A 15,535-nucleotide genomic window follows, 5' to 3' on the forward strand; every position below is an offset into this window, starting at 1 on the left:
TCTTACATTACATGACAGATCTCATTTCCAAAGTCAAATCTCATTTCCCCAAATGTTCATTGTACTCATCTCTTGGAATTGCGATAACAGAATGCTTTCCATAAAACCGTTTCGTAACACTATTAGTATACACAGCAGGATCTCTCATCAAAGCAAAATGCATAAAAGGTCCCTGCTCACTGTTCATCTCCGGTACTACCGCATCCGTTATCGTATCATCCTGCAAGATTGCAAGACGCTCCTGCATCTGCTCTTCAAAATCAGCCAGCTGTCCACTAGCCCAAAAGCTATAACAGGTATAATCAATTGATGTCTTTACCATATTCTTACCGGCAACAACCATGATAAGCAGTATAGCAGCAGACAAAACAAGTTTTATGGACGCTTTATCAATATGTCCAAGATCCGGTGCTACATATAACCAGAACCAACCACTCAAATATACAAGTTCCAAGATCCAAACAACAATAAAGGTAAAGTAATAAGAATCGAACACTCCACCCGAATATCCGGACTGAACATCTCCTGCATACATCTGAGGTGCATAAACAGCACTAACCAATAGATATGATACTATCAAGAATAATGCAGGATGCTTAAGAATAACTTTAACCTGCTGATCCGTATTATTACTGAACATGCGCCATGATACAGCCAGTACCAAGATCGTCAATATCCATAACAAAGGAGTATCTATCAGATAATTAACGCTTCCTGTTATTCCCATTTTAAAGCACTTACCTAATGTAACAAACACATTAGCCTGAATTATTCATGACAACTTAAATCTTCAAAAGCTGACACACAATCCGTTTTTTTGAAGTGGATTCCAAGAATAGGCGGGATTTAGTCCTAAAAAAGGGTAGACTATCCCTATGTATCAGAAATTAAGACTTTTAAGTTGCCAAGGTGCATTGTTAGTTGCTATTCCAACTGTGGTTGCAAGCTATTTATATTGGTGAGTGTTTCGTAAAACTCAGATATATAAGGGCAGCTACTACACAGTTTGAAATAAATATATCTACCTGATCTGACTACCTTAACGGCAATCTTGATCAGTTTCAAACGGATTGTATCTGCACATTGTTTCTTCATTGAAGCGCACAGAGCCAATCGTTTAAACCAATTGAATATGTTGTAAGAAAGTGCATGGATCTGAAGACGGTTTGCATTGACAAGCTTTGAATGACTGCTGACAGCCCCAAAGTCGAATCCGTTCTTGCTTTCTTTGATGAAGTTTTCCATGTTGCCTCGACCGCAGTAAAACTTGATTACTGATTTTATATCTACAGTCATGTTTGTAACTATAAAAGTATACATGTGAGTTATCTGGTTATAGGGTTTCTCGATTTTAAAGACAACTCTCCTGGGCTTGTTCCAGATTCTAGCTTGATAATAAAACTCACCGTATACAACAGCATAATCAACAGCATTTTTCTGGGTCATTTTGAAAAGAAGCGCATCTTCAGCTTTAACGAGAGATCTCAGCTTGGAGTTTATCTTCAGGCGTATTGCATAGGAGACTTTATAATTGTCCTCTTCGCACAATTCATATAGCTCAGGAGTAGCAAAACCGCTATCTCCACGAAGAGAAAGCTCAGGGGCAAACTCCATTGAGGAAAGTTCCTCGAGAACAGGTCTTAGGAAATCAGCTACACCATTGCTTGAGTAAGCAGCGCCATCACGGAGTTGAATTTTCAAAAGGTCGCCAGTCAGACCATCATAGCAGACAAGCGGATGATAACCATGCTTCTGGTAATGAAAGTTGAAGTCTTCACCTTCCTGTTTGCCGTACGTATCAAGTAATGTAGAATCCAGATCCAGAAGGATAAATTCAGGACTTTTTATCTTGTAAACAATCCTGCGCATTGCCTTCATGAGGTTATCAAACTGTCTCAGAGTATTGTCATCCATGCGGTTATAAAAGCGAGACAGAGTTGGTTGTGAAGCAAGTGATTTCTTCGCCAGGACAGCTGTGAGAATAGGATCATTAGTGAGCTCATCGGCGCAGTCATCTTCATAGTATGCCGAGAATATCTGGTATATGACTTGCAGAAGATTTGCATCATCCTTGTGGGTTCTGCGGATTGAAAAATCATTGGTGTGAAATATGCTGCTTATCAGCTTGTCAAAGTGCAGTTTGCTGATGAACTCCTTTATAAGGAGAAGACCAGCATCGGAGGATAAATCGCCTCCATCAAAATTTAATTTAAAACGCTTATTGCTTTCTAAGGTTGTGTAATCTAAACTAGACATATGAAGCCTCTTTTCTGTTTTGGTTTTGGATTCGACACCTAAAATTTTAACAGAATTGGGGCTTTATTAATACCCATAAGATTTCACTTATTAAGTGAAAGCAATATGCAGTTTAAATACAGTAACTATGCGGCTTTGTAATTAAGCCGTGAATAATTCAGGATTAGTAATGCTAAATCCAAAGTCCTCACCACCACGATTTTTATTTCCAGGTGCAGCTGCGCTAATGGCAAATCCGATCATCTCCAGTAAAAACGGAATGCTTAATAGCCATAACTGTTTCTTCCTGACCTTTTCTATAAATGCCATCCATACAAAAACGAAGAATACACCGCCTGCTGCCAAAACAACTTCTGGATAGCCTGCGCCTCCGATATAAGTCATTCCAAGTATAATGCCTACATAATACCTGATCTTATCTGTTTCCAGATATTTAAAACACCAGGTAAATACCAGCATAGTAATTCCAAATGGGAATACATAATGGATCATTCCGGTATACCAGAATAATCCTGCTCTCGGGAACGGCATCCACTGGGTCAGACAGATGCTCATAATACTTATTACGATCCAAAAAGCCGCACTATTCCACTTACACTTTGCTATAAGAACATAATGTAAAAAGTACCAGGTGCATCCCAGTAACATCAGAAAAGAAATCCAGGTTGTCACAGTATAAAAGCGCTCGCTCACAAGTACCGGAACCAGACGAAACATAATTCCCGAAGACCAGGTTCCCTGAAAAGCAAAATATTCCTCGACAATATCGCTCCACATTGCCGATATGCATCCAAAAAAGCCTCTGCCATCCCTCAACGCCTGTTTAATTGCTGCTCCATAATAAAAATCATCTCCGGTAGCATAATTATGAAATGAACACATTATAACCGGCAGAAGCGCTACCACCATTAAAGCTATGGACGCAACCGCCAGATTACGCATTGTCAGTACTTTATTTATAAAATCTTTTAGCTTTTTCATTCTTAACCTCATATCCCTGTATCAAAGTTATGGCTATATACGTAAGCCTTCCTTAATGCGGTCTGTCATTTCTTTAAGCATATCATCAGTCATACCGGGATATACGCCAATCCAAAACGTATCGTTCATGATACGGTCAGTATTATCAAGAGTACCAACAACACGGTATTCCTTATCACCTGATCTTATCTGATCAAAGCATGGATGCTTTAAAATATTGCCTGCAAACAGCATTCTGGTCTGAATTCCATGCTGTTCCAGATATGGAACAAGCTTTGCTCTACGACCACTTTCATTGCATGTAATGCAAAACCCAAACCAGCTTGGATCTGCATGCTCTGCAGCCTTTGGCAGAATCAGTTGATCTTTAGTATCTTCCAGTTCATCTGTCAAAAACTGAAAGTTATGTTTACGCTTCTGAACAAACTCAGGGAACTTAGACAGCTGTGCACATCCGATAGCAGCCTGCATATCAGTAGCCTTAAGGTTATAACCAAAGTGTGAATACACATACTTATGATCATAGCCTTCAGGAAGTTCTCCTCTCTTCCCGTCAAAGCGATGACCACACTCATTATCATGTCCCGGAGGGCAAATGCAGTCTCGTCCCCAATCACGCATTGAACGTATTATCTTATTAAGAAGAGGATTGTCTGTATATACTGCTCCACCTTCTCCCATAGTCATGTGATGGGGTGGATAGAAGCTTGATGTTCCGATGTCACCAATGGTACCGGTATATTTCATCCCATCGCCCATATCATATCTGCTTCCAAGAGCGTCGCAGTTATCTTCTATTAGCCACAGATCATGCCTGTCGCAAAAAGCTTTAACAGCCCTAAGATCAAAAGGATTACCAAGGGTATGAGCTATCATTACAGCCTTAGTCTTATCCGACAGAGCCTCTTCAAGCATAGCCACATCTATATTGTACTGGGGAATCGTAACATCTACAAAAACAGGAACTGCACCAAATTGAATAATAGGTGCGATCGTAGTCGGGAATCCTGCTGCCACAGTTATAACTTCATCACCGCGGCATATCCTCTTATCGCCAAGAAGCGGTGATGTAAGTGTCATAAAAGCAAGAAGATTAGCCGAAGATCCGGAATTAACCAGGGATACAAAACGTACCCCAAGGTATTCTCCAAACTTTCGTTCGAACTCTTCTGTATATCTTCCAGATGTAAGCCAGAATTCAAGAGAGGAATCGACCAGATTCACCATCTCATCATGATCATAAACTCTTGATGCGTATGGAATCCGGTCTCCCTTTTTATAATCTTTCTTTGTATGATATTTATCACAATAGGCTGTAACTTCTGCTAATATATGCTTTCTTGCTTCCTCTTCATTCATGTTTTCAAACATTTATTTTCAACCTTTACGACTTAAAATTCAGGAAATGGGTATTTGGTCTTATCTTCTACGCTTATCTCTTCGCCAATCTGAACCTCTATGATCTGCATATGAGTTGAAGCAATTACGCTATGCTTACTTCCCTTTGGAAGTCTTACAACGTCTCCAGCTGATACGTCGCGGCGCTTACCATCGATTATAACAACACCTGTACCTGACATAACTGTCCATACTTCATCACGATGTTCATGACTATGATAATTAAGCTTATGTCCTGGAAGGAGTTCTACTCTTATAGTCATAGCATCTTCCTGAACATCAATTACAGTAAAGCTTCCCCAGGACTTCTCAGCATAACGGATATCCTGGTGCATCTTCTCAACAAAAGGTTTAATATAGCTTGACTGTGTCTTATCTGAAATAAGGATTCCATCGTTAGATGCAGCTATGATCATATTGTTAAGACCCATTCCAAGGATAGGAATATTAAGCTCATTAACAATATTGCTGTTATTAGATGTCTCGTCCATCTGAGCATTGCCAATGATGCGATCAGGCATCTCTTCTGCAAATGTATTCCAGGAACCTATATCCTTCCATTCACCCTTATAGCGAACAACGCCTATTGATGTCTCATGCTCAACAACAGCATAGTCAAAGCTTATCTTACGAGCATTCTCATAGTGAGCATTAAGATCATGATAGTCTGTAAACTCAAGAAGCTCATGAGCCTTATCCATAAGATATCCAAGTCTGAAAGCAAAGACTCCGCAGTTCCACAGCGCACCCTGTTCAAGGTAAGTCTTAGCTGTTTCAAGATCAGGCTTTTCCTTAAACTCTTTAACTTCACTTATAAGACTTTCTTCCTTAGGGATTATATATCCATATTTCTCACTGGGATATGTTGGTACAACGCCCATAAGGTTAAGGTTATAAGAGCCCTCTTTAACCATCTTCTCGAGCTCGTGGAAGCACTGAAAATAATCCTGATCAACATAAGGGTCAACAGGACATACAATTACAGCTTCATCATCGCCAACATTCTTGGTATCATGAAGGAACGATGCTGCAAGCGCTATAGCAGGGAACGTATCTCTTCTTGTAGGCTCAACGCAGATTGAAACCTTATCTCCAAGCTGATTGCGAATAGCAGATACCTGCCTTTTACTTGTAGCTATTGTTACATCCGCTGATGGATCAGCCGTCTTGATCTGGCGAAAAACTCTCTGCACCATTGACTCGAGTTCACCGTCCTCAGTTCCATGAAACATCTTGATGAACTGCTTACTTCTAACATCATTGGAAAGCGGCCAAAGGCGCTTTCCACTACCACCTGAAAGTAAAACTATATGCATAACTTATTAACTCCTTATTATCACTTATTACCCTGTTGCATTTGTTTTAGTATTCCAAAAACAATTATCTGATTTAGTCCATACGACATTATATTACAAATGGCAATACATTCAAACTCTACGACTATCATTGTACCAAATTGCCATAACTAATTGAATGGGCTATAATCTTTATGCTAATATATCGTAATTCACCACAATTCAACTTTAATTCGCTATATAAGTATTGCAGCCTGTGACATCATCGCAAGTTGCCGGAAAGGATAATATATGGAAAAATTAGCTATAGATGGCGGAACTCCGGTCCGCGCAAATAAACTCTTTTATGGCCGTCAGTGGGTAACGGAAGAAGATGCTGAAGAAGTTAAGAAAACCCTTCTTAGTGACTATATCACATGCGGCCCTAAGGTAGATGAAGCAGAAAAGATGCTCTGCGAGTATACAGGAGCAAAATATGCTGTAGTTGTAACTAACTGTACCGCAGCACTTCACCTTGCAGCTGCTGTTGCTGGTATAGGTAAGGGTGATGAACTTATAACCACTCCCCTTACATTCATGGCAAGTGCCAACTGTGCTCTCTACTGCGGCGGAAAACCTGTATTTGCAGATATCAACCCTGATACCTACAACATAGATCCCGCTTCCATAGAAGCACATATCACACCTAATACTAAGGCTGTAGTAGCAGTAGACTTCACAGGTCAGGTTGTAGAAGCAGACAGAATAAGAGAAATCTGTGACAAGCATAATCTTGTATTCATCGAAGATGCTGCACACTCTATCGGCTCAAGTTATAAAGGTCGCATGGTCGGATCAATTGCAGATATGACATGCCTGTCCTTCCATCCGGTTAAAACTGTAACCTGCGGAGAAGGCGGTGCTGTTCTTACAAACAATAAAGAATATTATGAAAAGCTTTTACTCCTTCGTTCTCACGGTATGGAACATGATGAAAGCAAAATGCTTGAAGGCCCTCATGAAGGCATATGGTACTACGAGCAGCAGATGCTTGGCTTTAACTATCGAATGACAGATATTCAGGCATCTCTTCTTTGCAGCCAGCTTAGAAAGATTGATTCATTTGTTGCAAGACGTAAGGAAATAGTTAAGAAGTACGATGAAGCCTTTAAGGATATCCCTGAGATAATCGTTCAGAAGAACATTCCTGAATCAGATACATCCAGACATCTGTATATCATACAGCTTGACCTTGATAAATTGAACTGCACAAGAAGACAGTTCTTTGATGCCATGAGTGCTGAGAATGTTCAGTGTCAGGTTCACTATGTTCCTGTATACTGGTTCCCATACTATAAGAGCCTTGGTTACGAAAAAGGCCTGTGTCCTAATGCAGAAAAAGTATACAAGGGAATCATGAGCATACCGCTCTATCCAAGACTTACAGATAGCGATGTAGATGATGTAATACATGCTGTTAAAAAGATAGTTGAAAATTACAGAAAATAAAAAAATTGGATGGCTGAAATAGCGAATTCAGCCATCCAATTTTATATTAAATATAAAAAATTACCTATCATTCAAAATCATACAATACTGATTCTTTTTCATAATAATATACAAGGCCGTGTCTCCACTCCTCTATCTCATCGCAGGTAATAACAGGAGATCCTGACTCAGGCTTTGCTATTCTTACTTCCGGCGCATCCGATTCTTCCAACACTTTAAAATCATATCTTATAGTCCCTGCCCACTGAAGTGCATCCCCCGACTTCACTGCATTATAGGCAGCAACCGATGTGTAATATCCATAACTTCCTGCATGTACTATAGTAGCAGCAAATCCAATCGTAGCACAGACAACCAACGCTCCACACAGTAATGGAAGCCTGGATGTGATCTTATATTTCCTAAGCAGTCTTACATATACCCATCCCATAAGATAAGTAACAGTCACAGTAAGTAAAACTATATACACCAAATATATAAAGTTCTGAGTTCTGAGAACCTCAGTTTCATCTGAAGTATATATATTGGGAGCCCACATGGCAGAAAACAGGCAGTACTCAGCAAGGATCAAAAGAAGCGGAAATTTAAATTCAAAGCCAAACTTATCAACCAGTCTCTTAATGATGACCATTGCAAAAGGTAGTAGCCATGCAATAAACAATAATGATGAAATACTTATAGTCCAGTCAAAGCTATATTTAAGCCCTGCAGAAAAAGACTTAACTATAGTCTCAACTATACCATTAGAATTACCCCCCATCGCCTCCATACGGATAGCATTGCCTGGAGCAAGAAAGTTGATCATAGCTCCAATAAACAGGCATATTGTTTCCGGTATAAATGTAATCAAAAGCTTATTATAACCAGCCTTGTGCTCACAATATTTTTTATTATCTTCTGATTCCTTTCCTGTTAGCTTTCCTTTAAACAAAGCCATAACTCCAATAAACAGAAGCATATAGGCCTGAACTATCAGTGCAGTAAGTACTGTAAGATTATTACCACCTGCAACAAGAAACGCTAACAAACACAGTCCAACTTGCGCTCTTTTGCCTGCTCCGCCCGAAGCAAACACTTTTATATTACACGTAATCAATATAAGCCACATAGCATATATTCCGGTATAGTGGATTGCTCCATTGTACCAGGTGAAAGCTTCTGCCGGCTGCTTAATACACTGGAAGGAAATCATCAGTATAAGCAGAGTAATACCGGAACTTATATACTTATCCAATTTAAGGACTCCTGATACAAAGCTACTAACAAACCAGAATGTAGCTACTCCTAATATAGCTATCATAAGCATCGGTACTATATGATAAAACTCCTGGTTCCATATACCTGGCTCAAGTGACATGAGAAATGCTGATGTATAAGTTCCCTGCCATAAAGTATAGAAAAATGGAATAGTCTTAAAAGCAGCTCCTATAACCGCAAAAATATTGTGTGTATGAACCCAGGCTACGTGTGTAAAACGCGAAAATGAGAAGTCATCTACCTGAGCATAGATATGTGGGGATAATTGTATTATGGGAATAAGACTAAGCATAAATGCAATAGCCAGAATAATTGTCAGATTTTTAAGTAATTTCTTCATAATAGTCCTTACTCTTATGTTTTTTATACCAGGATTTATTTTACCATGTACTCATTTCAAATCAAAGATTTTAGTATGCTGTATAACCTACCAATAATAACATAGTTCATTTGAATCAAATGGTGTAATATACTTATATTAACAGTAGAATTTTCGGAGGTTTCAACCACTTTGAGCAAAGACACCCAAAAAATAAAAGTTCTTATGATCGGGCCCGACCGCAGTGTTCAAGGCGGAGTATCAGGCGTTGTCAACAACCTGTATGATACAGGTCTTGATCGAAAGATCACTCTTCGCTATATAGGTACTATGGTTGATGGCAGTAAATTTAAAAAGCTTCTTAAAGCCATCCAGGCTTATATTAAAGTCAGTATATGCATAAAAGACTATGATATACTCCATGTCAATGTTGCTGCTGATGCCAGTTACTATCGTAAATCCCTGTTCATGAAGCTTGCTTTAAAGCACAATAAAAAGCTTGTGATACATCAGCATGGCGGCGATATAAACAGATTTTATGGAAATGATCTTAAGGGATCAAAAAGAGATGAAATGGTAAGGCTGTTTAATGCCTGTGATAAATTCATCGTTCTTACAAAAGCGCAGTACGATTTCTTCCGTCATATAGTAGATAAAGAAAAGCTCTGCATGCTTCCAAATACAATTAAGATTCCTGATTACGATATTAGTACCAAAGACTATTCAAACAGGAACATCCTGTTCCTTGGAAGAATATGTAAGGATAAAGGTATAAACGAGCTTCTGGAAGCTGTTAACAACCTAAAAGACAAGTATCCTGATCTTCACCTTACTCTTGCAGGCCGCTTCGAAGAACCGGAATTCAGAGAAAAGATTGCTGCTGATTCCAAGCACATATCAGCACCGGGTTGGATCACAGGATCCGATAAGGAAGAGCTCTTAAAAAGTCACTCCATATTTATCCTTCCGTCCTACTTTGAAGGAATGCCACTGTCTCCAATTGAATCAATGGCTTATGGCTGTGCGACCATCGTGACTAAAGTTGGTGGTATGCAATATATGCTGGAAGACCAAAAAGAAGGACTTATGATCCAAAGTAAAAGCGCCACAGCTATAGAAAACGCTTTAGACCAGGTCCTTTCAAATGAAAACTACAGAAAACAATTAGGGCATGCAGGACGTATCCTTTCAGAGAAAAAATATAATATAAATAAAACTGTAGATGACCTCGTTTCAATCTATTCGTCTGTAATATAACTCAAAGCAGTATAAATAAGATGTCCCCTCTTGACCGGTTTGAATTGCTCCAAAATCCAACTTTGGAGACACAGTTCAAACCAGCCAAGAGGGGACATCTACTATATTAAAAATTCTTACCTTAAAAGTTCTTTAGACAACAATCCCTGAACAAAGCGTATGCCATATCCAACGTGGGTTGTAAATATGCCGGCCATTGTCAGTATCCATACGCTAAAACTTCCCGGTTTATGAATACTAAGAGCAAGCAGTACAAAGTATAAAGCCAATACTCCGCCATATATATACCAGATAAATGGAAAGAATATCGCAAGGATCGGTCCAAGTATAAGTCCAAGAACAAAAAGGCTTGGAACAAAGTAAGCAAATTTTCTTGATGTCTGTGGAAGCACCTTGGCAAAATATCCTCTATGCTTAGCATAATTAGTAGCCTGCTTAAGGTGAGCCTTAAACATCCTTCTGCGATGGTGATATACGAGGATCTCCGGATCGTAAATTATCCTATGACCTGTATTAACAATATCAAGGCAAAGCTTTGTGTCTTCACCGGGATAATAGTTTGAATCATAACCGCCAATCTTTTTGAACAGATCAGCCTTTACGATAAGGTTAACACTGGGAAGATCATCAACATCTCTTCTGGGCTCAGGAATATATCGGTATGTATATCCTGCACTGCAAAGCTTAGACTCATATGTCTTACCTGATGCCTGCTGCCATATATCATCTTCAGGAGCAGTCACGGCAGGGCCTCCAACAGCGCCAACATCACTTCCCTGAAGAAGCTCATATGCCTTTGTAAGCCACTGAGCTGCAGGATATGCATCATCATCTATAAAAGCAATATACTCACCCTTAGCATACTCAAGCGCCATATCTCTCTTCTCAGCAGGTCCAGTCTCTCCGCTTGGTATGATCCTCACTTTATCGCCAAGTGCTTTAAAAACATCTTCATTAGCAACCGCATCATCTACATGATCAGGGAATATAAGTATCTCATAATCATCAAATTCCATGTTCTTGTAATGAGGCATGGCTGTGCGGATATAATCGTTTATCTCTTTAACAGGTATAATAATCGAAAACTTCATAATCTCGTCCTATTTCAAAATTTTATTTTTGTTTTTCACTATTATTAATTAAATATATAGTAACAGCGATCATTATTGGCATTGACAGTATTACCGGAAGCTGATACCTCATACCATTACATAAAGGAGATGCTAGGCATACTAATAGGTTTATAATGTTCGGTATCAGTATCACATACCCTTTACGGCTTCTAATCCTTATGAAGAACGCTATAAGTATAATGGTCAGCCACATATAAGCACCTGGCATGGAAAGATATCTGATCAATGGAAATACCATATTTACATAAATAATACTCTTCAATATCTGAATATTATCTAAATCCTGGCTTCCATCTACTCCCATTTCGATCAGCTGAGACATAACATTCTCCATATCCTGATTGGGCATATCTCCGTTCGCTTCAGCATTCTGCTCTATAGGAGACAGATATCCGTAATTCAGACACATAAAGGCGTCAAAATATACTCCCGGATGCTTAAGTCCCATTTTAAACCATGTAAGAAAATACTTACCAAGGTTTTCTTTCTGGACAAATACAGTATTCTTTACTGAGTCAGCACAGAATGGCTCGTATATTTCAGGTAGATTATAATAATCGTTAAAAAAGGTTCCCAAAACCGCCATCTCTTCTTCGGTTACTTCACCGCCATATTCTTTAACATATCTTGCAGACTGCTGCATCGGAACACTAAGGGCTTCTCTGATATTAACCTTTTCTATTCCCATAGAATTGAACACAGGGCCATTCACAATGATAGATACTACTATTACAAATGCTGAACATCCCCATAGTAACCTGCGTATAAGTTTCTTCTTCATCAAGAAAGCCATTACTATCATTACCGGGATCACAGCATAAATTCCATTATTTCTCAGGAATACACAGAGAAGGCCTTCCACTGTCAATATAATGCAATCTTTAATTGAAACATTTTCTGTATCCAGACACATAGTGATCAGCTTTGTCAAAAACAGAAGTGTAAAAAGGCCATAGAAAAGATCCTTTTCATACCACTGCGCAAACATTCCAAAAATGGGGATTATTGCAAAGAACACAGCTATAGCATAGCAAACAATCCTGCCAAAACCAATTCTAGCCATTGTGTAAATACTATATCCTATAATGACTGCACCCACTATAGCCTGTACGAACAGATAAAGAAATACACCGTATCTTGGATTCTTAGTTATCCCCTTTCCAATATCAAACAATACTCCCATTATCCAGGTTGAAAGAGGAGGATGATGTGCTGACACAGAATCAAAATAGTACTGACCAAGCTGTGTTACTCCATCACAGGCAACTGTTCCCGGAAATGCCATAACGATCCAAAACAGCCAACCAAGGAATATAACAACAGAAGATATAATAAAGACATCTTTACAAGACGTATTATTTTCTTTGATATTCACCGATCCAAGGAATTTGAAAAAGCTCTCTATAGCGGCATAAAATAAAACTGTATATCCCAAGAATCTGAAAATAGTTATATATGTCTGAAACGGATTATCAAAAAGAGCTGATGTATCCTGTGTCAGCTTATAGCTAAAACACCATATATAAAGAAATGACAGTAAAACAGCGCTTATCAGCTCAGGTATTACTAATTTAAACTTATCATCACCAAATGCATATGTGAGAAGTGCGTATATACCAAAGCATGATACTACATCGACTATATTTACAGTTGAAACAGAAAATGAAAACTTACTTACAAATTCCAGAAGCGAATTTTCTGTCTCTACACCCGTTACCATTACTACAGATGCATTAATTGCACAAACAACAATTATCGAAATGATCGCAAATATCAGCTTTTTCGTTCTATCTGTCTTCACTTTATACCACCTTACGAGTATTATCTGTTTTTATATCAGCTTAGTAGATATCTTCAAACTATTGATACCTAACAATCTACATATTTTCCAAGCAATACGCCTGTTCAAACTTCTCTGCTATACTATCCCAAGTATATGAATCATGTATCGTCTTAGAAGCATTAGCTTTTATAGAATAAAGCTTATCTTTGTCTTTGACAAGTTCTGTAACTTTATCAAGCCATTCATCTGTAGAAAATGAATTACAGATAATTCCATTATCTCCATCTGATATAAGCTCTGATGATCCACCATTCACACTGCTAATAACTGCATTTTCAAAGAACATTGCCTCAAGAAGAACCATTCCAAATATCTCATAATTAGATGGAAAGAGCATGATATCAGCCTTTTTATAAGCCTGTGCAAGGGCCTTCTGCGGCGCCTTCTCGATATATAGAAATCTTCCAGTATCCTTTAAAGCACTTATCTTATCCTGCAGCGCTTCAACATATTCTTTGTCTCCAGAACCTACTACTGTACAGAAAGCTTCAGGAACAGAATCAAGGATCCGTTGCATAAGATCAAAAAGAAACGGCGTATTACGCCTTTCTTCAAGCTTACCAACATAGATAATGTTAACCTTATCACCAGGCATCTGATCCGATATATCGTCTATTCCATCACCTTCAAAAGGCTTTGTATCAAGTCCCACACCAACACTTGTGACATTCTTAAAACCTTTCGACTTTAAAAAATCCGCTGCAAGGGGACTCTTGGTAAGACAGGTCACTTCATCCTTAGCCCTATGGCTAAACGAAAGGAACATAGAATCAAATACCGAGCACTTTAAGTTATATCCCTTATTGAACTTATCAAAATAAGGTCCATGATATATAACTACCTTTTTATCATGAATATGAGAATATATCTTCCAGCTCTGAATCTGGTCATATTCATGAACCTGAATAATATCATATCCATCAATAATATTTTTAAGTTCTTTGCCAAACAGGCCATTCTTGAAGAAATTACGGCCGCGCAAATAATAGATAGTAATCCCCTGCTCATATTCTTCCGTATAGCTCTCTCCTTCTTCAAGATAAAGGACTATGCCACAGCTATGCCCTCGCTTAACTAAAGCTCGTGACAAGCCTATCTCCTGAACGTTGTAACTATCGATATTAAGTTTATATGGCCAAGGCCTTACTAAAAGAATTCTCATACCAAAAATCCGTTCCTATCAAGCCACATTATCATAAGCACAAGTTCTGCAAGCGCCATCAGAACCAATATTGCAATTCGCCACCTACGTTTAAGCTTCATACACCAATCTGAAAAGCAAAGTTCCGTAACAATATCGATATGGAGATATCTCTGCTGACATCCCATTCCTCTTTGGAATGGGATTATCCAATTAATGATTCCCCATACACGCTCTGAATTCTTCTTAAGAGTACACAGCATTACGAGTATCAAGAGTAATCCTATAACATATCCCCAGAACCAAAGCTGTCCTCCGTATAAATCAACGGCTCTTGCAAATACATTAAACATACCCGGCTTTGTATCCTGCATAAAAGCTTTTTGTATGTGAACAAATGCAAGTGGATCACCTGTAAGATTCCATAAATGATACATGAATAAAAACATTCCCAAAGGAACCATCATAGTTCCAAGTACAAGTCTAGAATTTGAAAAAGTCCGTATCACAAACTCCTTGAAAGATTTTGCCTGAATCTTATGTATCCAGTAGAAAAGAATAGCAAATACAAAAAATACTCCAGTATTACGAGTAGCTGTCATTAATGCTCCGCATACTCCCATTACCAAATATGAATCTTTCTCCATATAATAGAAACACATTGATAAGAACATCAGATACATGGCTTCTGTATACATTATACTCTCATAGAAGCCGCACACTCCCATTACCATCAGTGTAAGATAAAAAAGAGCCTCTTCTGCATTCTTTCTTGTCTCCATGATATAAAGATACGAATATATACAAGAAACAAAACAACAGATATTGCTTATCAGAAATCCTGCAAGATCAATATTCATGCCTGTAAGCTTAGTTACAAGTCTTACAGTAAGAGGATATAAAGGAAAAAATGCCCAACTTGACTGTGCCGTTGCAGATTCGGGATATCCATCTGTCACGATCATCTTATAATAGTTACTATCCCAAATATTAATACTTTCAAGGAATCCCTGAAATGTGCTTCCATCCAAATGCCATACATACAACAGAAAAAAGGCGGCACGTGATATTACTATCATTGCCGCTATATATATTATTAACTGTGTTCTGGAAGGATTTGTGATGAACTTTTCAATTCCTGATTTTGAATTCATAATCATCTTTATC

12 protein-coding genes are annotated in these 15,535 nt (G+C 38.5%); 2 read left to right on the forward strand and 10 right to left on the reverse strand.

What is annotated here, in order from left to right:
* Positions 1-40 precede the first annotated feature (40 nt).
* From WAA20_RS17310 to WAA20_RS17330, 5 genes are all read right to left on the reverse strand, one after another.
* Positions 41-757 (reverse strand): hypothetical protein, encoded by a 717-nt coding sequence (locus WAA20_RS17310; protein ID WP_139263796.1) that lies wholly within the window; start codon positions 755-757, stop codon positions 41-43.
* A gap of 167 nt (positions 758-924) precedes the next feature.
* Positions 925-2,256 carry an IS1380 family transposase gene (locus tag WAA20_RS17315; RefSeq protein WP_073388787.1) on the reverse strand — a complete coding sequence of 444 codons (1,332 nt, stop codon included), beginning with the start codon at positions 2,254-2,256 and terminating at the stop codon, positions 925-927.
* A gap of 141 nt (positions 2,257-2,397) precedes the next feature.
* Entirely contained in the window at positions 2,398-3,237 is an 840-nt protein-coding gene (locus WAA20_RS17320; RefSeq protein WP_073388789.1) for a hypothetical protein, read from the reverse strand.
* Positions 3,238-3,270: 33 nt separating this feature from the next.
* Positions 3,271-4,608: a lipopolysaccharide biosynthesis protein RfbH gene (gene rfbH / locus WAA20_RS17325; RefSeq protein WP_073388790.1), complete on the reverse strand. Its 1,338-nt coding sequence runs from the start codon at positions 4,606-4,608 to the stop codon at positions 3,271-3,273.
* A gap of 20 nt (positions 4,609-4,628) precedes the next feature.
* Positions 4,629-5,951 carry a sugar phosphate nucleotidyltransferase gene (locus WAA20_RS17330; RefSeq protein ID WP_073388792.1) on the reverse strand — a complete coding sequence of 441 codons (1,323 nt, stop codon included), beginning with the start codon at positions 5,949-5,951 and terminating at the stop codon, positions 4,629-4,631.
* A gap of 270 nt (positions 5,952-6,221) precedes the next feature.
* On the opposite strand from WAA20_RS17330, the gene pseC reads away from it, so the two are divergent.
* Positions 6,222-7,418, forward strand: a complete 1,197-nt coding sequence (gene pseC, locus WAA20_RS17335; RefSeq protein WP_073388793.1) for a UDP-4-amino-4,6-dideoxy-N-acetyl-beta-L-altrosamine transaminase — start codon at positions 6,222-6,224, stop codon at positions 7,416-7,418.
* Positions 7,419-7,485: 67 nt separating this feature from the next.
* Here the strand turns inward: pseC and WAA20_RS17340 are convergent, their stop codons facing one another.
* Positions 7,486-9,015, reverse strand: a complete 1,530-nt coding sequence (locus WAA20_RS17340; RefSeq protein ID WP_073388795.1) for a hypothetical protein — start codon at positions 9,013-9,015, stop codon at positions 7,486-7,488.
* A gap of 171 nt (positions 9,016-9,186) precedes the next feature.
* On the opposite strand from WAA20_RS17340, the gene WAA20_RS17345 reads away from it, so the two are divergent.
* Positions 9,187-10,251: a glycosyltransferase family 4 protein gene (locus WAA20_RS17345; protein WP_073388797.1), complete on the forward strand. Its 1,065-nt coding sequence runs from the start codon at positions 9,187-9,189 to the stop codon at positions 10,249-10,251.
* Between the two features lie 116 nt (positions 10,252-10,367).
* On the opposite strand, the gene WAA20_RS17350 is transcribed toward WAA20_RS17345, so the two are convergent.
* From WAA20_RS17350 to WAA20_RS17365, 4 genes are all read right to left on the reverse strand, one after another.
* Positions 10,368-11,342 (reverse strand): glycosyltransferase, encoded by a 975-nt coding sequence (locus WAA20_RS17350; protein WP_073388798.1) that lies wholly within the window; start codon positions 11,340-11,342, stop codon positions 10,368-10,370.
* A 22-nt stretch (positions 11,343-11,364) separates the two neighbouring features.
* Positions 11,365-13,185, reverse strand: a complete 1,821-nt coding sequence (locus tag WAA20_RS17355; protein ID WP_073388800.1) for a DUF6020 family protein — start codon at positions 13,183-13,185, stop codon at positions 11,365-11,367.
* 76 nt (positions 13,186-13,261) lie between these two features.
* Complete coding sequence (locus WAA20_RS17360) at positions 13,262-14,389, reverse strand: glycosyltransferase family 4 protein (protein WP_081373892.1); 1,128 nt, start codon at positions 14,387-14,389, stop codon at positions 13,262-13,264.
* A complete protein-coding gene (locus WAA20_RS17365; protein ID WP_167562738.1) occupies positions 14,386-15,522 on the reverse strand; it encodes a glycosyltransferase family 39 protein in 1,137 nt (378 codons plus the stop codon). The genes WAA20_RS17360 and WAA20_RS17365 overlap by 4 nt, the downstream gene beginning before the upstream one ends.
* Positions 15,523-15,535: the final 13 nt, after the last annotated feature.

It is taken from the genome of Butyrivibrio fibrisolvens (assembly GCF_037113525.1).
GTDB lineage: Bacteria > Bacillota > Clostridia > Lachnospirales > Lachnospiraceae > Butyrivibrio > Butyrivibrio fibrisolvens.